The following is a 21,421-nucleotide window of genomic DNA, read 5'->3' as shown; positions in this document are numbered from 1 at the left end:
GAACACCTCGTTCCTGGGGTTTGGGGAGCCTGCTGGAACAGTTTGAACCCCTGGGTTTCCGGGTCAAGAAACAATTCACCCAGGCGGGGGAACGGGTATTGAGAAATTGCGAGAGATTCATTAGCGGAGTCTTTTCGGATGTGGTGATTGATTCGGTGGGGTGCCCGCCCGGAATTTGCCGAGAACCCCCCGGATGAGGGGTCCTGATCCCGGCGAGGTGGCCGGAATCGGACACCGATCTTGTTCCAGACGTGAAGTCCCCGTAACGTTCCCTCAGGTTTGAAACGATTCACCGTCGAATCAGCGGCCGTCTCCCCACCGGCCGAGGAGGAGCAGCACCGATGCGCTCTCGTTCTCGTCTCCGCAGAATCCTGATCCCGGTCACCGTCGCCGCGGCGCTGGTGTCCGGGGTCGCCCCGCCGGGCGTCGCGCAGGGCGGGCTCGTCTCCGTCACCGACCTGCGCACCGCGCACCAGGACCGTCCACTCGGGACCGATGACACCACACCCGTACTGTCCTGGCAGAACACCGCTCAAGCCCGCCACCGCGAGCAGTCCGCCTACCAGATCCAGGCCGCCACCTCGCGCGAAGCCCTCGAACACGGCCGCGCCGACCTGTGGGACACCGGGCGCGTGCCCAGCGCCGACGTCGAAGCGACCTACACCGGCCAGGCCCTCACCGGCCGCCAGCGCGTCTACTGGCGCGTGCGCACCTGGTCCGGCCCCGCGCCGTCGGCGTGGACCGAGCCGACCTGGTTCGAAACCGGCCTCACCGAGCAGAAGGACTGGACGGCGGGCTGGATCACCAACCACGACTGGCAGCTCAGCCGCAAGCCCGCGGAGCCCGTGGTCGTCACCCTCCCCGCGCAGACCGCGCGCTACGTCCGCCTCGACGTCACCAAGCTCGGCCTCCCGCTCGCCGAGCAGCCCATCGACAGCAACAACCGCCTCGTCACCACCGGCACCCCGCGCCGCTTCCCGGACCTGACCTACCGGCTGCAGCTCGCCGAGATGCAGGTGCGCAGCTCCGCCGACCCGTCGGTCAACTTCGCCGCCGGGCGCGAAAAGTTCGTCACCGCCTCGGAGACCGAGACCATCCGCAAGGAGTGGGAGCCCGGCCTGATCGCCGACGGCCTCACCACCTCCAACCCGGAGGAGGCGAGCAACGCCGGCTACCAGAGCGCCGCGCACGACAACCCGAACGCGCCGGTGTGGGTGACCATCGACCTCGGCGCCGACCGCACCTTCGACCAGGTCGTGCTCTACCCGCGCACCGACACCCTCACCGCCGACGGCCGGACCGCGAACTTCCCGGTCGACTACACGATCCAGACCGCGGCCGCCGCGACCGGCCCGTTCACCGTCGCCGCCACCGTCAAGGACCAGCCCACGCCGGAGAACTGGCTGCCCGAAGCGCTGCCGCTGTTCGCGAAGGACTTCACCGTCCAGGGCCGCGTGCGGCAGGCCCGCCTGTACGTCAGCGGCCTCGGCGTGTACGTGCCGAGCCTCAACGGCGCCCGCGTCGGCGACGCCGTCCTCGAACCCGGCAACACCGACTACGCCGACCGGGTCACCTACGCCGCCTACGACGTGACCGGCCAGCTCCGCGGCGGTGCGAACGCGATCGGCATCGCGGTCGGCAACGGCACCGCGGACGCGCTGCACACCTCCGGCCGCTACCGCAAGTTCGCCCGCACCGTCAGCGACCCGCAGGTGATCGCGCAGCTCGAACTGACCATGGCCGACGGCAGCGTGCAGCGCATCGCCACCGACCCGAGCTGGCGCACCACGCTCGGCCCCACCACCGCGTCCAACTGGTACGGCGGCGAGGACTACGACGCCCGCCGCGAGATCCCGGGCTGGGACGCGCCGGGCGCGAACCGCGCCGCGTGGACGCCCGCCACGGCCGTCGCCCCGCCCGCGCCGACCACCAAGCTCACCGGGCGCAGCGGCGAGCCGGTCCGCGTCGTCGAGCAGCTGCCCGGCGCCGAGGTGTCCCGGCCCGCGCCCGGCGTGCGGGTGTTCGACCTCGGCCGCAACATCGCCGGCATCCCGCAGATCACGCTGACCGCCCCGGCCGGCACGACGGTGCGTGTCTTCCCGGCCGAGGCGTTGCGCAACGGGCGGGTCGACCAGTCGAAGTCCAACGTCGGCGCGCCGATCTGGGACAGCTTCACCGGCAAGGGCGGCACCCAGACCTGGCACCCCGAGTTCTCCTACCACGGCTTCCGTTACCTCGAGGTCGTCGGCGTCCCCGACGACGCGCAGCTGTCGGTCACCGGCCTGCGCACGATGGCCGACAACGACTCGGCGGGCGAGTTCACCACGTCCAACGAGATCGTCAACGGCATCCACCGGCTCACCCGGCACGCGCTGGAGAACAACATGCAGAGCGTGCTCACCGACTGCCCGAGCCGGGAGAAGCTGGGCTGGCTGGAGCAGGACCACCTGGCGTTCGACACGATCGCCCGCAACTACGACGTCGAGGCCTACCTCGGCAAGATCGTGCAGGACATCGCCGACGGCCAGGAGGCCTCCGGCATGGTGCCCAGCACCGTCCCGGACTACGTGACACTGGCAGGCAGCTACCGCGACGACCCGAACTGGGGCGGTGCCCTGGTTCTGCTGCCGCTCAAGGCCTACCGCACCTACGGCGACGACGAGCTGCTGCGCACCTACTACCCGGCGATGCAGCGGTACCTGTCCTATCTGGAGGGACAGACCGCGCGCTGGATCGACGGCGGCGTCTACGACTACAGCCTCGGCGACTGGATCACCACCGAGAAGCCCGTGATGCCGCGTGCGATCACCGGCACCTTCGGGGTGTGGGCCATCGCCGACGGGCTGGCCCAGGTCGCGCAGGCACTCGGGCGGGACGCCGACGCGGCCGCCTACCGCACCCGCGCCGACGACCTCGCCCGGAAGGTGTGGGCGAAGTACTACAACCCGGCCACCGGCCTGTTCGGCGGCGGGCAGGGCGCGACCGCGCTGGCGCTGGACATGGGCGCCGTGCCCGTGGACCTGCGGGCCGCGCAGGTGCAGCACCTCGTCGACAGCATCGAGGCCACCGGCCGGCACCTGATCGTGGGCGAGATCTCGTTCCCGTCCGTGCTGCGCGTGCTGTCCGCAGCCGGGCGCGACGACGTCGTCTACCTGATCGCGACCCAGACCACGAGTCCCAGCCTCGGTTTCCAGGTCAAGGCCGGGCTGACCGCGCTGGGCGAGACCTGGGACGGCGGCAGCGGCCAGTCGCAGGACCACTTCATGCTCGGCGCGATGGACGGCTGGCTGCAGACGCGGCTGACCGGCATCGAGCAGGCGGCCGGTTCCACCGGGTTCCGGCGCCTGCTGATCGACCCCGCGGTGGTCGGCGACCTGACCTCGGCGGCGGGCAAGTACGAGACCACCTACGGCGAGGTCCGCACCTCCTGGACCCGCACCGGCGGCGAGTACCGGCTGGACGTCACCGTCCCGGTGGGCGCCACCGCCGAGGTGCACGTGCCGTTCGCCGGTCACGTCCCGCCGGTCGCCGACGGCGCCCGCTTCGTCCGAGTGGACGGCGGGGAAGCGGTGTTCGAGGTCGGCTCCGGTTCCTGGACCTTCCGCTCGCGAGTGTCCTGAGAGGACAGCACCATGAAACGACTCGTCTCCGTCCTGCTCGCGGCTGTGACGGCGGCCGGGCTGGCCGCCGCGCCCGCCGTGGCCCAAACCCCCGATCGCCCGCCCGCCGCGACCACCGACCTGTCCCGCTTCGACCCGGCCGCCTTCGCGAACCCGCCGAAGGACAGCCGCCCGAGCGTCTACTGGTACTGGAACAACACGATCACGCCGGAGATCACCGACCGGCAGATGGCCGAGATGCGGGACAAGGGCATCTACGAGGCCGTGGTCTTCCCGTACGGCGGCGCGTCGATGCAGCCTGCCTTCCTCACCGAGGAGTGGTTCACGCTCATCGAGCACGTCCTGCGTGAAGCGCAGCGCACGGGCATGAAGATGTGGCTGTTCAACGACAACAACTTCCCGAGCGGCCGGGCCGGCCTGAAGGTCGCCGAGGAGCACCCGGAGCTGCGGCTCAAGGGACTGCTGCGGTCCAGCCGCGTGGTGACCGGTCCGGCGGCGGTGACCCTCGCCGAGACCACCGGACTGGCCGTGGACACCGGGAAGCTCGTCGTCGACCCGGCGACCAAGCCCGGCGGCGCGGCGATCACGACCGGCGCCGGCTGGACCGACTACACGGTCACCGGCAAGGTCACGCTCACCACCGGCGGCACGCAGCTGATGGTGCGCAGCGACGGCACGAACGGCTACCTGGTCGACGTGGACGTCAAGGGCAACACCACCGTGTGGCGGGTCGACGGGGACCGGCGCACCCGGCTGACCACCGGCATCCCGACGCCCGGGTTCTCCGCGACCCGCGCGCAGACGATCACGGTGACGGTCTCCGGGAACACGATCACCCCGAAGATCAACAACACCGTGCAGCCCGCGGCCACCGATGCCACGTACGCCACGGGGTCGGTCGCGGTGTCGGCCGAGGGCACCCAGCGGTCGCAATGGGACAACCTGTCGGTGACCGCGCCCGACGGCACGGCGTTGTGGTCGTCGAACTTCGACGACGCCCGGGTGCTCGCGGACTTCCCGGCGACGCGGGTGAACCTGGCCGGGATCACCGCCGCGGCGGCGCGCCCGGCGGGCACGGCCGACCACCGGACCGCGGTCGAGTTGGACCCGGCGAAGGGCACCTGGCAGGTCCCGGCGGGCCAGTGGCAGGTCGACGTGTACGCGCAGGCGCTGCTGCGCGACGACTCCAGCGGCTACGTGCGCGGCTACCTGGACCTGCTCGACCCGGCGGCGACGGACGCGTTCATGGACACCGTGCCGGGCGAGTACGTACGGCGGTTCCCGTGGGCGATGGGCACCGTGGTGCCCGGGTTCTGGGACGACGAGCCGTTCATCGCCTCCGCGCAGCCGCACCCGTTCAAGCGGCTGCCCGCCTCACCGGGCCTGGCTCAGGCGATCATCGCCGCCGGCGGCACCCCGGGTGTGGCGTACATGGGCGCGGCGGACGGGCTCGACCCCACCGCCGACCCGGCCGCCGGCTACTACTGGCGCGCGGTGAACAACCTGTTCGCCACGAACTACTACCAGCGCGAGGCCGACTGGATGGCGCGGCACGGGCTGCAGCTGCTGACCAACCCGCTGCTGGACGAGGAGGGCCCGCAGCAGCGCATGCACTCCACCGGTGACCTGAGCAAGGACAACCAGTGGGCGCAGGTGCCGGGCAGCGACATGATCACCGGCGATTACACGCTCGGCGAGCAGACCATGCTGGGCCGCAACGCCGCGTCCGCCGCGCACCAGAGCGGCGCGCCGCGCGTGGTGATGGAGACGTTCGGCAACTCGGGCTGGCAGGTGGCGCCGGAGTTCATGCACGCGACCACGGGTGCGCTCGCGGCGCGCGGCGTGAACCTGACGTTCCTGCATGCCATGTGGACGGACGAGAACTCGGTGAACTTCCCGCCGCCGTTCGGTCCGCGCAGCACGTTCTGGGCGGATATGCCCGCGGTCGACGAGTGGATCGGCCGCGTGATGGAGCTGGGCCGCGGCGAGAACCTGGCGCGGACCGTGCTGGTGCAGCCGCAGCGGGCGGCCGAGCAGACCCGGGTGGCCGACGCGGAGCACTCGCTGGACGGGCAGTTCGCGGACGCCGCGTACGCGCTGGAGCGGGGTCAGGTCGACTTCGACCTGGTGAGCGACTCGTCGTTGTCCGGCGATCCGGTGGCGCGGTTCCAGGCCGTGGCGCGGGCCGGTCAGTTGCACGTCGGCGAGGCGTCCTACGAGCTGGTGGTGCTGCCCGAGACGCCGGTGCTGGACCTGGAGACGGTACGCACGCTGGCGCGGTTCGTGCAGGTCGGCGGGCACGTGGCGGCGGTCGGCCCGCTGCCGGCACGCGAGGCGCGTGGCCGGGACGCCGAGCTGGCGGGCGAGCTGCGCCGCCTGTTCGGTGACGCGGGTGCGGCGTGGCAGCGCCGGGGCGCCGGTTCGGTCTCGGTCGTCGGTGATGCCGATGCCCTGCCGGGCCTGGCCCGGGCGTACGCGGCGGCGCAGCTGGAGCCGGCGGCGTCGAGCGTGCGGGTCTCGCGGACCGCGCGCGGCAAGGACGTCGCCTACCTGCTGAACAACGAGAGCGACCAGGTCGTGACGACGACGGCGACGTTCCCCAGCGGGGGCGTCCCGGAGATCTGGGACCCGCGCACCGGCTCGACCCGCGCCGCGACGGCGTACCGGGCGGAACGGGACGGCGTGGCGGTGCCGGTGCGGCTGCAGCCCTACGAGACGCTCGCGGTGGTCTTCCGCCACGGCGTCGGGGAGACGGCTCACCTGACCGACGGCACGTTGCGGGCGGACGTGGTCACAGTGGACGGACGGTCCATGCAGGCCACGGTGATCGCCGACGCGCCCGGCGAGTACCGCCTGTCCGGCGCGGCGAACGGCCGGAGCTACGGCGGCGTGGCGACCGTGACGGACGCGCTGACCCCGATCCCGCTGGCGGGCCCGTGGCGGGTGCGGCTGGAGAAACCGGGCGCCCTGGAGGCGGAGCGGCCACTCGGTTCGTGGACGGCTTTCGACCCGACGTTCTCCGGCAGCGCCGTCTACTCGACGACGGTTTCGCTGACCGCGCAGGACCTGGCGAACCGCCGCCTGGTCCTGGACTTGGGCGAGGTGCACGACCTGGCCACGGTGACCGTGAACGGCCAGGCGTTGCCCACCGCGTTGTGGCGGCCGTACACAGTGGACGCCACCGCGCTCCTGAAGCCCGGCGAGAACACGATCGCGGTGCGGGTGACCAACACGCTGGCCAACTCACGCAACAAGATCCTGCCGTCGGGCCTGGCCGGTCCCGTGGTGCTGCGGCCGCAGGCCGTGGTGACCACGCGGCTGGACCAGGGCCGCTGAGCCCCCGGTGCTGCCCCCGGACAACGCCGGGGGCAGCACCGGCTCGATTTCCCCATCCCCCGACTTTCCCGGAGTCTCCTCATGACCGGACTCACCCGGCGTACTTTCCTCGGCGCCACCGCCGCCTTCGGCGTCGCCGCAGCGCTTCCCGCCGTGCCGCCCGCGCTGGCCGCACCCGGCAGACCGTTCGCGCAGCGCTTCGCCGCCCCCGGCACCGACACCGCCGCCAAGTTCCGCTGGTGGTGGCCGCACGGCATGGTCGACCTGCGGGAGATCGCCCGCGAGGTCGACCAGATCGCCGACGCCGGCTTCGGCGGCGTCGAGATCCAGGACGTGCACCACAGCGTCCGCGCCGACCTCGACCCCGCCGGCCACGGGTGGGGCACCCCGGCTGGCTCGCCGCCGTGGAGACCGCCCTGCGTCGCGCCCGCGACCGCAAGCTCCGCGTCGACCTCGCGCTCGGCCCGTGCTGGCCGACCGCCGTCCCCACCATCACGCCCGACGACCCGGCCGCCTGCAAGGAACTCGCCCACGGCGTGACCTTCGTGCCGGGCGGCACCGTCTACTCCGGACCGCCGCCGGCCGCCGTCGAGCCGCCCGAGGAGGGCGTGCACAAGCAGGACCTCCTCGCCGTGCAGGTCGCCAAGGTCGTCGGATCCACGACGGCCGCCACCGTCACCCTCGACCCGGCGACCGTCCGCACCCTCGGCGACGGCGAGACCTGGACCGCGCCCGAGGGCACCTGGGCCGTCATCGCCTACTGGCTGCGGGGGGCCGCGCAGCAACCGGAAGCCGGCCCGCACACCGAGCCGGCGTCCTACGTCGTCGACCACTTCAGCCGCGCCGGCGTACAGGCGGTGATCGACGTGTGGAACTCGGTCATCCTCACCCCTGCGATCCGCCGCCTGCTCCGCGAGACCGGCGGCGACCTGTTCGAGGACTCGCTGGAGATCGAGACCGAGGCGACCCCCTGGACACCCGATCACCTCGCCGAGTTCCGCCGCCGCGCCGGCTACGACCTGCTGCCGTACCTGCCGGTCATCGTGCAGCGCAACGAAAAGTACCCGTTCACCTTCGACGCCGAGACGACCAACCACGTCCGCGACGACCACAACCAGGTCCTCTCCGACCTCTACCACGACAACCACCTGCTCCCGCTGCGCGACTTCGCGCACAGCCTCGGCATGACCCTGCGCGTCCAGCCCTACGGACTGCCCACCGACGCGATCCGCAGCGCCGCGCTGCTCGACGTGCCGGAGAGCGAGTCGCTTGGCTTCAAGAACCTCGACGACTACCGCGTGCTCGCTTCCGGCCGCGACATGGGCGGACGGCAGCTGCTGTCGTGCGAGTCCGCCGCCTACGCCAACGGCGCCTACAGCACGACCTGGGACAAGGTGCTGCAGACGATGGGCAGCGTGTTCGCCGGTGGGGTCAACCAGGCCGTCCTGCACGGGTTTTCCTACGCGTCGGCGCCTGGCGCGGCGTGGCCGGGTTTCGCGGCGTTCTCGCCCTACAACGGCAACGGCATCGGCTACGCCGAGGCGTGGGGCCCGCGCCAGCCGACCTGGGGCCACGTGCCCGACATCGCCGGCTGGTTCGCCCGCACGCAACTCGTGCTGCGCGCCGGGGTCCAGAAGACCGACATCGCGTTCTTCCGGCAGAAGGGCTGGACCTCCACCGGCATCGGCGCGCCGTGGGCGACCAACGACGGCATCCCCGTCGGCTGGACCCACGGCTTCCTCAGCGAGGCGATGCTCGACCTGCCCAGCGCGGTCGTGCGCGACGGCCGCCTCGCCCCCGACGGTCCGGCGTACAAGGCGCTGGTCCTCGACGGCGACATCTTCCGCAACAAGGAACACACCCTGTCCGTGCACGCCGCGCAGCGGCTGCTCGACCTCGCCCGCGCCGGCCTGCCGGTCGTGGTGGTCGGCAGCTGGACCGACGTGCACGCCGCCGGCATCGCCCTGCCCGGCGAGAACGACCAGCTCCGGACCCTGCTGGCCCAGCTCGTCGCCCAGCCGCGGGTGCGGGTGGCCGCGGACGCCAACGGCATCCCCGGCGCGCTCGCCGACCTCGGCGTGACCCGCGACGTCGAGTACGACCGCTCGACGATCATGACCGTGCACCGGGTCGACGACGGCGTGGACTACTACTACCTCGCCAATGCCCGGCACGCGGAGAACCGCCGGATCAACGCCGTGGACCAGGACGTCTGGCTCACCTCCCGCGACCGCTCGGCCGTGCCGTACCTGCTCGACGCGTGGACGGGGCGTGTCGAGCGCATCGGCCGGTTCGAGCGCACCGGCGACCGGGTGCGCGTGCGGGTCGCGCTCAACCCGGGGCAGTCGATGCTGATCGGCTTCGGCCCCGGCGACCGCGCCCCGCACGCCACCGCCTCCGACGGCGAGGTCCGGTTCGACGGCGGCAAGCTGGTCCTGCGCGCCACCGCGGCCGGCGCCTACTCGACCACGTTGTCCACCGGCCGCGTCGTCCGCACCACCGTGGATGCGGTGCCCGCGCCGGTGCCGCTGACCGCGTGGGACCTCGAGGTCGAGGACTGGCAGCCGGGCGCGACGCCCACCGAGACGGTCAAGACGACGCACCGGCTCAGCCTGACCGCCCTCGACGCCTGGTCGGCGATCCCGGAACTGCAGGACGTCTCCGGTGTCGGCCGCTACCGCACGACGGTCGACCTCGGTTCGTGGCGTCCCGGCCTCGGCGCCTACCTCGAACTCGGCGAGGTGTTCGACACCTACCGCGTCACCGTCAACGGCCGCGCCCTGCCGCCCGCCGACGTGCTCGACCCGGTGGTGGACGTCGGGCCGTGGCTGCGTCCCGGCCGCAACACCATCGAGGTCGAGGTCGCCACGACCCTGCTCAACCGGCTGCGCGTGAGCAACCCCGCCGTGTTCGGGATCGCCACCCGTCAGGCCTACGGGCTGGTGGGCCCGGCCCGGCTCGTGCCCTACCGCCAGGAGGAGATCCGATGACCGCGTTCACCCGTCGCGGCGTGTTCGGGCTGGCCGCGGCGGCGGGGCTGGTGGCGGCGCTGCCACCCGCCGCCGCGACCGCGGACACCGCCCGGCCGCGCCCGCTCGAACTCGGCCGGGTCCGCCTGCTCGACTCGCGCTACCGGCAGAACATGGAGCGGACCGTCGCGTACCTGCGGTTCGTCGACGCCGACCGGCTGCTGCACATGTTCCGGGTCACCGCGGGCCTGCCCAGCACGGCCGAACCCTGCGGTGGCTGGGAGGCGCCGGGCATCCAGCTGCGCGGCCACACCACCGGCCACCTGCTGTCCGGCCTGGCCCTGGCGGCCGCGAACACCGGCGACACCGAGCTGGCCGGCAAGGGAGCGCGGATCGTCGCCGCGCTGGCCGAATGCCAGGCCGCCGCGCCCGCCGCCGGGTTCACCGAGGGCTACCTGTCAGCCTTCCCCGAGCAGGCGTTCGCCGATCTCGAAGCGGGCAAGGTCGTGTGGGCGCCCTACTACACCATCCACAAGATCATGGCCGGGCTGCTCGACCAGTACCGCCTGCTCGGCAACCGCCAGGCGCTCGACGTGCTGCTCGGCATGGCGCGGTGGGCTCGCGCCCGCATGGCGAACCTGTCGCGCGAGGCGCAGCAGAAGGTGCTGCACACCGAGTTCGGCGGCATGAACGAGACCCTGGCGAGCCTCGCCCTGGTGACGGGTGACCGGCAGCACCTGGAGACCGCGAAGCTGTTCGACCACGACGAGATCTTCGTGCCGCTGTCCCAGCGGCGGGACACGCTCGCCGGGCGGCACGCCAACACCGACATCGCCAAGATCGTCGGCGCGGCCGTCGAATGGGACGCCACCGGCGAGGAGTACTACCGCACGATCGCGACCTACTTCTGGGACCAGGTCGTGCACCACCACACCTATGTCATCGGCGGCAACGCCAACGCCGAGTTCTTCGGCCCGCCCGACCAGATCGTCAGCCAGCTCGGCGAGAACACCTGCGAGAACTGCAACAGCTACAACATGCTGAAGCTGAGCCGCCTGCTGTTCCTGCGGGACCCGTCGCGCACCGACTACCTGGACTACTCGGAGTGGACCCTGCTCAACCAGATGCTGGGGGAGCAGGACCCGGACTCCGCGCACGGGTTCGTCACCTACTACACCGGCCTCGTCCCCGGCGCACAGCGCAAGGGCAAGGACGGCGTGGTGTCGGACCCCGGCACGTACTCCAGCGACTACGGCAACTTCACCTGCGACCACGGCACCGGCCTGGAGACGCACGTGAAGTACGCCGAGAACGTCTACTACGCCGCCGACGACGGGTTGTGGGTCAACCAGTTCATCCCATCCGAAGTGGACCACGGCGGCGCCCGGATCCGGCTGGAGACCGAGTACCCCTACGACGAAACCGTGCGGCTGCACGTGTCCGGTTCCGGCGCGTTCGCGCTGCGGGTGCGGATCCCGTCCTGGGCCACGCACGCGAAGCTGTTCGTCAACGGCGAGGCGGTGCGCGCCGAGCCCGGCCGGTTCGCCGTGGTGCGGCGGCGGTGGCGCGACGGGGACGTGGTGGAGCTGCGGCTGCCGATGACTGTGGAGTGGCGGCCGGCGCCGGACAACCCGGCCGTGCACGCCCTCACCTACGGCCCGCTGGTGCTCGCCGCCCGCCACGGCGACACCGTGCCCGCGGTGATCCCCACGGTCGACCCGAGGTCGCTGCGGCGCGAGCCGGGACGCGTGGAGTTCAGCGTGCAGGCCGGGGACCAGCGGCTGCGGCTGAGCCCGTTCCTGGACGTGCACCACGAGCACTACAGCGTGTACTTCGCGCTGCCGCCGTCGCGTCCCGCGCCGCGGACGGTGGCCGTGTTCCCGCTGCGCGACGCCCGGGAGAGCAGCGGCCGGTGGCCGGACGCGGAGCTCGCCGGCGGCGCGGTGTTCGGTGACCGCGGCGTGGAGCTCAACGGCGCCGGCGCCCACGTGCGGTTGCCGTCGGGGCTGCTGGCGAACCTCACCGGGGCGACGATCGCGATGTGGGTGCGGGCCGACACCATCGTGAACTCCACGCGCGTGTTCGATCTCGGGTTCAACGCCCAGTCCTACGCCTTCCTCACGCCACGCACCGGCCTCGGGCGGGCCCGCTTCGCGATGAAGCTGGCCGGCATGGAGGGCGAGGACTTCGCCGACGCCGCGGTGCCCTTGACCGCCGGGGTGTGGACGCACGTAGCGGTGACGCTGGGCGAGCGGATCCGGTTGTACTTCGACGGCGAGCTGACCGGCGAGAACCCGGCACCACGCATGAGCCCGCTGCTGCTCGGCGCGACGCAGCTCAACTACCTGGGCCGCTCGCAGAACGCCAAGCACCCCTACCTGGACGGCGCGGTCGCCGACTTCCGGCTGTACGGCCGCGAGCTGACCGCCGCCGAGGTCCGTGAGGTGGCCACGGGCAGCTGACGCGACGTCGGAAAACCGTCAGCTTGGCGCCATGATCACTGTCGGGTCGCCCGGTCGAGCGAATCCACGCCGACTCCAGGGACTGCGGCGGGCCGGCGCGCACGGAGGAGTACCCGCGGGAGTGGCTGAGCCGGCCGCAGGTGCTGCGCGCGTACGACCACCGCGGCTGGACCACCCTGCACGACGGCACCCACCCTGTCGCCGCGCTCGGCGAGGTGCCGGCCGCGCCCGGGGTGTCGAGGTGCACAGCCGCAACGTCGCCTACGGCTGCTTCATCTTCGCCGCGGCCGCCGGGTGAAGCCCTGCGGCCCCGGCCCGGCGCCCATACCATCGCTGCATGCGTCTCGATCTGAGCGGGAGGACGGCCCTGGTCACCGGTTCCACGCAGGGCATCGGCGCGGCGATCGCGCTCGGGCTGGCGCGGGCGGGCGCCCGGGTCGCCGTGAACGGTCGCGGCGCGGACAAGGTGACGAAGGCGATCGAGCAGCTGACCACCGAGGTGCCCGACGCCCAGGTGGTGCCGGTGGTCGCCGACCTCGCGAGCGAGCAGGGCGCGCGGGACGCGGTGGACCAGCTGCCGCGTGCCGACATCCTGGTCAACAACCTGGGCATCTTCAACTCGGCCGATCCGCTGGAGATCACTGACGACGAGTGGCGCCGTTACTTCGAGGTGAACGTGCTCGCCGCGGTGCGGCTCACCCGCGCCTACCTGCCCGGCATGACCGAGCGGGGCTGGGGCCGCGTCCAGTACATCGCGAGCGACTCGGCGATCGTCATCCCCGCGGAGATGATCCACTACGGCATGTCGAAAACGGCGCTGCTGGGCGTGTCCCGCGGGTTCGCGAAGGCCGCCGCGGGCACCGGGGTGACCGTGAACGCCGTGATCGCCGGGCCGACGCACACCGGCGGCGTGGAGGACTTCGTGTACCAGCTCGTCGACCGGAACCTGCCGTGGGACGAGGCGCAGAAGGAGTTCATGCGCGTGCACCGGCCGCAGTCGTTGCTGCAGCGCCTGATCGAGCCGGAGGAGATCGCGAACATGGTGGTCTACCTCAGCTCGCCGCAGGCCTCGGCGACGACCGGGGCAGCGGTGCGCGTGGACGGGGGATACGTGGATTCGATCGTGCCCTGACCGCCCCTGGGAGGCGTCGTGACCAAGCGCATCGTGATCGTCGGCGGCGGTTTCGCGGGCTTTTCGGCGGCCCGTGCACTGCTCAAGACGCCCCCGCCGGATTCCGGCACGGAGATCGTGCTGGTCAACCGCACCGACTACTTCCTGTACCTGCCGCTGCTGCCCGAGGTCGCGGCCGCGGTGATCGACCCGCGGCGCGTCACCGTGTCGCTGCCCGCCGCGCTGCCCGGTATCCGGCTCGCGCTCGGCGAGGTGACGGCCCTGGCGCTGGACGACCGCAAGCTGACGTACGTGGACCCGGAGGGCACGTCGCGCGGGCTCGAGTACGACCGGCTGATCATCGCGGTCGGCAGCGTCAACAAGTTGCTGCCGATCCCGGGCATCGCCGAGCACGCGCACGGGTTCCGCAGCGTGTCGGAGGCGTTGTTCCTGCGTGATCACGTGATCCGGCAGGTCGAGCTGGCGGCGGCCGCGGACGACCCGGCGGAGCGGGACGCGCGCTGCACGTTCGTCGTGGTCGGCGCCGGCTACACCGGGACCGAGGTGGCCGCGCAGGGGCCGCTGTTCACCAGCGCCATCGCGCGGCACCACCGCGAGCTGGACGGTCAGCGGATGCGGTGGCTGCTGCTGGACCTGGCGCCGAAGGTGCTGCCCGAGCTGGACCGCAGGCTGTCGCGCGCCGCGGACCGGGTGCTGCGGCGGCGGGGCGTGGAGATCATGACGGAGACGTCGGTGAAGGAGGCGACGACCGACGGAGTCCTGTTGACGACCGGGGATTTCGTGCCCACCCGGACGCTCGCGTGGTGCGTCGGCGTGCGCCCCGACCCGCTCGTGGAGTCCGCGGGTGTGGCGACGCAGCGCGGGCGGCTCTGCGTCGAGCCCACGCTGGAGGTGCCCGGCCACCCGGAGGTGTTCGCCTGCGGGGACGCCGTGGCGGTCCCGGACCTGACCCGGCCGGGCGAGGTGACGGCGATGACGGCCCAGCACGCCACGCGGCAGGGCACGCTGGCCGGACTCAACGTGGCGGCGACCCTGGGGTACGGCGAGGTGCGCCAGTACAAGCACCACGACCTCGGTTTCGTGGTCGACCTGGGCGGCGCACAGGCGGCGGCCAACCCGTTGCACATCCCGCTGTCGGGCCTGCCGGCGAAGGCGGTGACCCGCGGCTACCACCTGCTGGCGATGCCGGGGAACCGCATCAGGACCGCGGTGGACTGGACCCTCGACGCGGCGATCGGCCGCCAGACGGTGCAGCTGGGGCTGGTGCGCTCGGACGAGGTACCACTGGAGACGTCGAGCGTGCGCTGACAGTCCATCGTGGATGGCTAGCACGACGGGCAGATTTGTGGCTTGCGGCCACAGCGTAACGGCGGCGGCGTCCGCGCCGATCTTCGTGACCATGAGCAGCAGAGCTGATTGGTCCCTCGAGTTGCAGCTCGAGGCGACGCAGAAGGAAGCGGTGCACCCGGACGTCCAGAATGCCATCGCGCAAGCGATCGCGTATATGCACAGTGGCAAGAGCCGTAGGCGTAGAGGTGGGCGAGCTCTGGTCGAACGTTTGGAAGTTGCACGCCTCCGCGCGAGCGAGGAGAACGAGTGGCACGTTGTCAGGCTGTTGCAGGATGCACTGGACTACGCGACTGGTCGGATCCTGAACCCGGACTTCGAAGAGCGCTACCGGCTTTTTCAGGACGGCGGCCGAAGTGATCACAGGCGGGACTTCGTGTCCGGTGTGTTCTTCGGCATGCAGGAATTCGTGCGAGGAGCGAGTCGGAAGTTCCTCGAAGACAACGAGAGTGCTTCTGCGCAAGAACTTCTGGCGCACCTCACTTCTGTCGTTGCAGACGGGAAGTTTCTCGACGCGCCAGAAGACAGGCCCGGGCGGTATCGCCTCGTGCGAGGGCGTGCAGAGCTGGCTCTTTGGCTAGAGCGCGTCCTTCGTGACCGGATCGATATCGAAGATCCGTCGGCAAAGGTAGGTAATCTCGTGCGTACTCCAGCAGCGCTGGAACTGCTGGCTGGCGATGTAGACGGACAGTCCATCCTCCTCGCTGCGGAGATGAAGCGGCGAGCGGAGAGCGTGACGCAGATCCGAGCGATCTGTGAATCAGATTTGGCAACCGAGCGTGATCTCCAGCGAGTTCTCGAAAAGCAGGCGTGGATCTTCGGCGGCCGCTTCGTCGGTGCGGTCGGGCGCAGAAGACTCGTACCCGGGGACGAGGTCGACATCCCGTTGGTTCGCGGGGATGGAAGTCTGCAGATCGTGGAACTCAAGCGTTCGCGTGCAATTCGTGCAATCGTGAAGAGGCACCGTGGTTCGCTCGTTCCGACGTCCGAGGTTCACGACGCGGTTGCGCAGGCCGTGAATTATCTCGTCGGGCTCGACGAGAATCGATCACGTATCCGGGAAGAGTTCGGCATCGAGACCAGGCGCGCGAGTGCTCTGGTGCTCATCGGTCATCCGGCGTGTCATTCCGACGTGCCCGAAGGCGAGGTCAACGAGACGCTGAGAACTCTGAACAGTCACCTCAACCGTGTTGAAGTCATGACCTACAAAGAGCTTGTCGACAACGCGAGCCGGTCGCTCACTGAGGCGCCGCTTTATTGAGCAGTGCGCTGCCGCATCCTGTGCCGGTGGTGCCGGGTCGGCGGGAGCCGCGCGACAACGCCTCGTGTGAAGACCACCCCCCAGTTCGTGTGCTCCGCGCTGCCCGCGCCCTTGACTTCCGCGCCGCGCGGGGCCAGGCTGTCCGTCAAGCGGACGATGGTCCGGATGACGAAGAGGTGCGGTGATGGACCTCGGTCTGGCGCTGCTGCGGCTGCTGCTCGCCGCGTTGCTGTTCGGCCACAGCACGCAGAAACTGCTGGGCTGGTTCCGCGGCGCCGGCCGCACTGGCACCGCCCAGGTCTTCGAACAGTGGGGCTTCGTTCCGGGGCTCCGGCTCGTCGTCGTCGCGGGGGTGGCTGAGCTCGCCGGCGCCGCGAGTCTCGCGCTGGGGCTGCTCACCCCCGGCGGTTCGGCGGTGATCATCGGGACCATGGCCGTCGCCGCGGTTGCCACCGCTTCCAACGGCTTCTGGGCGCAGCGGGGCGGCTGCGAGGTGCCCTTCTGCTACGGCGCGCTCGCCCTCGTGCTCGCCTTCACCGGGCCCGGCGCCTGGTCCGTGGACCACGCCCTCAACCTGACCTTCGGCCCGTGGTGGGGCCTCGGCGCGCTCGCGCTCGGGCTGCTCGCCGCCGCCGTCCCCCTCGCCGCCCGCGCCCGCGTGCTCCGCGCGCGGGCCACGACCGCCACGAGGTGACCCATGACCGGCCCCATCCTGTTCCGCGACGCCACGATCCTGTCCATGGACCCGGCGATCGGCGACCTCGACGGCGGCGACCTGCTCGTCCGCGGCGAACGTATCGAGCAGGTGGGGCACAACCTGGAAGCACCGCCCGGCACAACCGTCGTCGACGCACGAGGTGGCATCCTCCTGCCCGGCATGGTCGACACCCACCGGCACATGTGGCAGACCGCCCTGCGCGGCCTCGGCGCCGACTGGACCCTGTCCCAGTACTTCGTCTTCTACTACCTGAACTGGGGCAAGATCTTCCGCCCCGAGGACATCCACGCGGGCAACCTGCTGTCCGCCATCGAGGCCCTCGACGCCGGCGTCACCACCACCGTCGACTGGTCCCACGGCCTGCAGACCCCCGAGCACGGCGACGCCGCCGTCGAGGCCCTGCGCGCGGTGCCGGGCCGCTTCGTCCTGGCCTACGGCAACCTGCTCGGCGCACCGTGGGAATGGGCCAACTCCACGGAGTTCCGCGCGTTCGTCGACCGCCACTTCACCTCCCGCGACGACATGCTCGGCCTGCAACTGGCCTTCGACGTCACCGGCGACGCGGCGTTCCCCGAGAAGGGCGCCTTCGAGGCCGCCCGCGAACTCGACCTGCGCGTCACCACGCACGCCGGCGTATGGGGCGCCACCGGTGACGACGGCATCCGTCTCATGTGGGACAACGGTTTCTGCACGCCCGGCGTCACCTACGTGCACGCGGCGACCCTGAGCGAGGACTCCTACCAGCGCATCGCCGCGTCCGGCGGCACCGCGTCGGTGTCCACCGAGAGCGAGCAGAGCGCCGGCCAGGGCTACCCGCCCACCTGGCAGCTGCGCAGGCACGGCATCCCGGTGTCGCTGTCGATGGACACCAGCGTGTGGTGGAGCGGCGACCTGTTCTCCGCCATGCGCGCGACGCTGTCCGCGGACCGGTCGCGCGAGCATCTCGAAGCCCACGCGGCGGGCGAAACCGTGGTGCACAACAAGCTCCGCGCCCGCGACGTCGTCGAGTGGGCCACCATCGGCGGCGCCCGAGCCCTCGGCCTGGACGAGCAGATCGGCTCGCTCACCCCGGGCAAGAAGGCCGACCTCGTGCTCGTCAAGAACGACCGCTCGCCGGTGATGTTCCCCGTCCTGCACCCCTATGGGCACGTCGTCTACCAGGCCGGGCGCGGCGACGTGCACACCGTCCTGGTCAACGGAACCGTCGTCAAACGCGATCACCAGCTCGTCGTGCCGGGCCTGGACCGGGCCAGGGCCGCGGTCGAGGCGACCGTGTCGTACGCGCGGTCCACGATGGGCGAGGAGGCCTGGCAGCAGGCCCGCGAGCCGGAGATCCCGGCGACCGAGGTGATCCCCAACCCCTACACCTACACGGACTACACGGGCGACGGGGTCGCCGTGCAGCACGCGGACGCATGACGGACATGAGTCCGAAGAACGGCCCGCTCTCGGGTGTCCTGATCGCGGACTTCTCCCGGATCCTGGCGGGCCCGTACGCCACGATGCTGCTCGCCGACCTGGGCGCGGACGTGGTCAAGGTGGAAGGCCCGGCCGGGGACGACACGCGCTCGTGGATGCCGCCGGTGCGCGACGGCGTGTCGACTTATTACCTCGGCATCAACCGGGGGAAGCGATCCATCGCGCTGGACCTCCGCGACGAGGGCGACGCCGGCGCGGCGCGGGAGCTGGCGCGGCGGGCGGACGTGCTGATCGAGAACTTCAAGCCGGGCGGGCTGGGCAAGTACGGCCTGGACTTCGATGCCGTGCGGGCGGGCAACCCGGGCATCGTCTACGCCTCGATCAGCGGCTTCGGCTCCGGCGCGGGCCGGGACGTGCCGGGTTACGACCTGATGGTGCAGGCGATCTCCGGACTGATGTCGCTCACCGGCGATCCGGACGGGCCGCCGTACCGGGCAGGCATCTCGGTGTTCGACGTGATGGCGGGCAACCACGCGGTGATCGGGATCCTGGCCGCGTTGCGGCACCGGGAGGCGACCGGGCAGGGACAGCACGTCGAGGTAAACCTGTTGTCCTCGGCGCTGACCGGGCTGGTCAACCACAGTTCCGCGTACGTGGCCGGCGGCACCGTGCCGTATCGGATGGGCAACGCGCATCCCAGCGTGTTCCCGTACGAGCCGCTGCCGACGGCGGACAACGACCTGATCGTGGCCGCGGGCAACGACGCGCAGTTCGTCAAGCTGTGCCAGGTGCTCGGGATCCCGGAGGTCGCGGAGGACCCGCGGTTCGCCCGCAACGCCGATCGCACCGAGAACCGCGAGGAGCTGCGGCCGATCCTCGTGGACCGGCTCAGGCGCCGTGGTGCGGTGGAGTGGTTCGACCTGCTGGTGGCGGCCGGGGTGCCGTGCGGTCCGATCAACACCATCGACGGCGGGTTCGCGATGGCCGAACGGTTCGACCTGGACCCGGTCGTGACGGTCGGCGGCATCCCCACGACACGGCACCCGATCCGGTTTTCGGCGACCCCGGTGTCCTACCGGCTGCCGCCGCCGGAACTGGACGAGCACGGCGCGGAGATCCGCAAGTGGCTGGAGGAGGAAGGTGCCTGAGTATCCGACAGCCCAGTACCCCACAGCTCTGGGCGCGTCGTCGCTGGAGAAGATCACCCTGCTCGGCCAGGACCTGGCGCGGGACGTGATGGGCGAGGTCGGCTTCGGCGAGCTGGCGTTCTGGCTGGCCACCCAGCGGCGGCCGGGCAAGGGCGAGACGCGGGTGTTCGAGGCCGTGCTCGCCGCGCTGGCCGACCACGGGTTCACCCCGACCGCGATCGTCACGAGGCTGACCTACCTGTCGGCGCCCGATTCGATCCAGGGCGCGCTGGCCGCCGGACTGCTCGGCGGCGGTTCGCGGTTCCTCGGCGTGACCGAGGACTGCGGCCGGTTCCTGCACGACGCACTGTCCACAGCGGATCGTCCGGTCGACGACGAGCTGGCGCTGGAGATCGTGCGGGCCGAGCGCGCGGCGGGCCGGTTCATCCCGGGCCTCGGCCACCACGTCCACAAGAACGGCGATCCCCGCACCGCGCGGCTGTTCGAGATCGCCCGGGAGGAGGGCAAGTTCGGGCCGCACCTCGCGTTGTTCGAGGCCATCGGCCGCGTGCACCCGCAGGTTCTGGGGAAGACGTTGCCGCTCAACGGCGCCGGCGCCTGCGGCGCGGCGCTGGCCGATCTCGGGCTGCCGCTGGAACTGCTGCGCGGGTTCGCGCTGCTGGCCCGCGCCGCCGGGCTGATCGGGCAGCTCGCCGAGGAACTGCGTACCCCCGTCGCGAACGAGATCTTCCTGTCCGTCGACCTCAACAACCGGCCCGTCCCACCGGCAGGAGGCAGCCATGGCTGAACTGGTCGCGGTGATCGCGTCCACGCACCACCCGTTCTACTACCGGGCCAGCACCGCCACCGGCGCGGACCGCCCGGACTTCGCGGACGAGTGGGTCCGCAAGGTCGAGGCGTTCCGCGAGACCTTGACCCGGGCCCGCCCGGACGTGCTCGTGATGGTCGGCTCGGACCACTTCCACCAGCTGTGGCTGGACAACATGCCGCAGTTCCTGGTCGGCAAGGCGCCCTTCTACGACGCGAACTTCTACAACGAGGAACGCGAGTTCGGGCTGCCGCGGATGCTGCTGAGGGGCCAGGAGGACCTGTCCGCTTACGTGCTGCGGGAAGGCCTCGACGCCGGTTTCGACCTCGCGTTCTCCAACGAACTGCGCATCGACCACTCGATCACGTGCCCGATCATCACGTTGCGGCCACAGAACGACCTGCCGATCGTTCCGATCTACACCAACATCTTCGCGCCGCCGCTGCCGCAGCCGAAGCGGTTCGTCCAACTGGGACGGGCGATCCGGCAGCTGATCGAGTCCTGGCCGTCGGACCAGCGGGTCGCCGTCATCGGCACCGGGCACCTCTCGCTCGAACTCGGCGGTCCGCGTCAGTTCGGGCCGCACGGGCCGGATCCGGAGTTCGACCGCAAGGCCGTCGACTGGATCGCCAACGGCGACATCGAGAAGTGCCTCGGCGAGGTCACGCTGGAGAGCCTGCACCTGCCCGGCAACGCCACGCACGGGTTCATGGACTTCATGCTGATGATGGGCGTGGCGGGGGAGGGGCAGCGGGTCGACTACGTGGACACCTACGACCTGTTCCACACGATGGAGGCCTACTTCACCTGGTACCCGGGAGGTCCGCGGTGAGCAAGTACCTGCTGGACAAGTTCCTGTTCACCGTCGACCGCGACCCGGAACTGGTCGAGCGCTACCGCGAGGACCCGGCCGGGACCGTCGCGTGGTGGGAGGAGACGCAGGCGAACCGGATCCTGAACTGCGTGGGCGCCGAATCCTCGACGTGGCTGGCGTTCGAGGAGGAGGAGCGCGCGGCGTTGGCCGGGCACGACTACGTGAAGCTCTTCGAGCTGGGCGCGCACCCGTTCCTGACGCTGACCCTGTTCATCGGGATGTTCGAGCGGGACCACGGGCCGCTGGAGTTCCAGAAGGAGTACGCGCGGCGGCTGGCGCATTTCTCGTTGCCATACCCGGACATCGCGACGTAGGCTGACGCCGTGA

The 21,421-nt window shown here is 71.2% G+C and carries 14 protein-coding genes; all 14 read left to right on the top strand.

What is annotated here, in order from left to right; all coding sequences use genetic code 11:
• The first annotated feature begins 341 nt into the window (after positions 1–341).
• Positions 342–3,620, top strand: coding sequence for a family 78 glycoside hydrolase catalytic domain (locus tag AMYTH_RS0117165; protein WP_027931371.1), 3,279 nt, complete (start codon positions 342–344; stop codon positions 3,618–3,620).
• 12 nt (positions 3,621–3,632) lie between these two features.
• Entirely contained in the window at positions 3,633–6,956 is a 3,324-nt protein-coding gene (locus AMYTH_RS0117160; protein WP_027931370.1) for a glycosyl hydrolase, read from the top strand.
• An 81-nt stretch (positions 6,957–7,037) separates the two neighbouring features.
• Complete coding sequence (locus AMYTH_RS50350; protein ID WP_228684834.1) at positions 7,038–7,496, top strand: twin-arginine translocation signal domain-containing protein; 459 nt, start codon at positions 7,038–7,040, stop codon at positions 7,494–7,496.
• Positions 7,493–9,946, top strand: a complete 2,454-nt coding sequence (locus tag AMYTH_RS45120; RefSeq protein WP_323807255.1) for a glycosyl hydrolase — start codon at positions 7,493–7,495, stop codon at positions 9,944–9,946. The genes AMYTH_RS50350 and AMYTH_RS45120 overlap by 4 nt, the downstream gene beginning before the upstream one ends.
• Positions 9,943–12,387, top strand: coding sequence for a beta-L-arabinofuranosidase domain-containing protein (locus AMYTH_RS0117150; protein ID WP_027931369.1), 2,445 nt, complete (start codon positions 9,943–9,945; stop codon positions 12,385–12,387). Before AMYTH_RS45120 ends, AMYTH_RS0117150 begins: the two co-directional genes overlap by 4 nt.
• A 337-nt stretch (positions 12,388–12,724) precedes the next feature.
• Positions 12,725–13,519 (top strand): SDR family NAD(P)-dependent oxidoreductase, encoded by a 795-nt coding sequence (locus AMYTH_RS0117145; protein ID WP_027931368.1) that lies wholly within the window; start codon positions 12,725–12,727, stop codon positions 13,517–13,519.
• Positions 13,520–13,537: 18 nt separating this feature from the next.
• Complete coding sequence (locus tag AMYTH_RS0117140; protein ID WP_027931367.1) at positions 13,538–14,827, top strand: NAD(P)/FAD-dependent oxidoreductase; 1,290 nt, start codon at positions 13,538–13,540, stop codon at positions 14,825–14,827.
• Positions 14,828–14,918: 91 nt separating this feature from the next.
• The gene (locus AMYTH_RS0117135) at positions 14,919–16,127 is read left to right on the top strand and encodes a Shedu immune nuclease family protein (RefSeq protein ID WP_027931366.1); all 1,209 of its coding nucleotides are present in this window, start codon (positions 14,919–14,921) and stop codon (positions 16,125–16,127) included.
• 184 nt (positions 16,128–16,311) lie between these two features.
• On the top strand, positions 16,312–16,821 hold the full coding sequence (locus tag AMYTH_RS0117130) for a DoxX family protein (RefSeq protein WP_027931365.1): 510 nt from the start codon (positions 16,312–16,314) through the stop codon (positions 16,819–16,821).
• 3 nt (positions 16,822–16,824) lie between these two features.
• Positions 16,825–18,264 (top strand): amidohydrolase family protein, encoded by a 1,440-nt coding sequence (locus tag AMYTH_RS0117125; RefSeq protein ID WP_027931364.1) that lies wholly within the window; start codon positions 16,825–16,827, stop codon positions 18,262–18,264.
• Between the two features lie 5 nt (positions 18,265–18,269).
• On the top strand, positions 18,270–19,412 hold the full coding sequence (locus tag AMYTH_RS0117120) for a CaiB/BaiF CoA transferase family protein (RefSeq protein ID WP_037323851.1): 1,143 nt from the start codon (positions 18,270–18,272) through the stop codon (positions 19,410–19,412).
• Entirely contained in the window at positions 19,405–20,199 is a 795-nt protein-coding gene (locus tag AMYTH_RS0117115) for a citryl-CoA lyase (protein ID WP_027931362.1), read from the top strand. The genes AMYTH_RS0117120 and AMYTH_RS0117115 overlap by 8 nt, the downstream gene beginning before the upstream one ends.
• Complete coding sequence (locus AMYTH_RS0117110) at positions 20,192–21,052, top strand: DODA-type extradiol aromatic ring-opening family dioxygenase (protein WP_027931361.1); 861 nt, start codon at positions 20,192–20,194, stop codon at positions 21,050–21,052. Before AMYTH_RS0117115 ends, AMYTH_RS0117110 begins: the two co-directional genes overlap by 8 nt.
• Positions 21,049–21,408, top strand: a complete 360-nt coding sequence (locus tag AMYTH_RS0117105) for a hypothetical protein (RefSeq protein WP_027931360.1) — start codon at positions 21,049–21,051, stop codon at positions 21,406–21,408. The genes AMYTH_RS0117110 and AMYTH_RS0117105 overlap by 4 nt, the downstream gene beginning before the upstream one ends.
• The last annotated feature ends 13 nt before the right edge of the window (positions 21,409–21,421 follow it).

This window comes from Amycolatopsis thermoflava N1165, from assembly GCF_000473265.1.
GTDB classification, from domain to species: Bacteria; Actinomycetota; Actinomycetes; order Mycobacteriales; family Pseudonocardiaceae; genus Amycolatopsis_E; species Amycolatopsis_E thermoflava.
The sequence above is the reverse complement of the archived record's forward strand: the minus strand, read 5'-3'. Positions and strand labels throughout refer to the sequence as shown.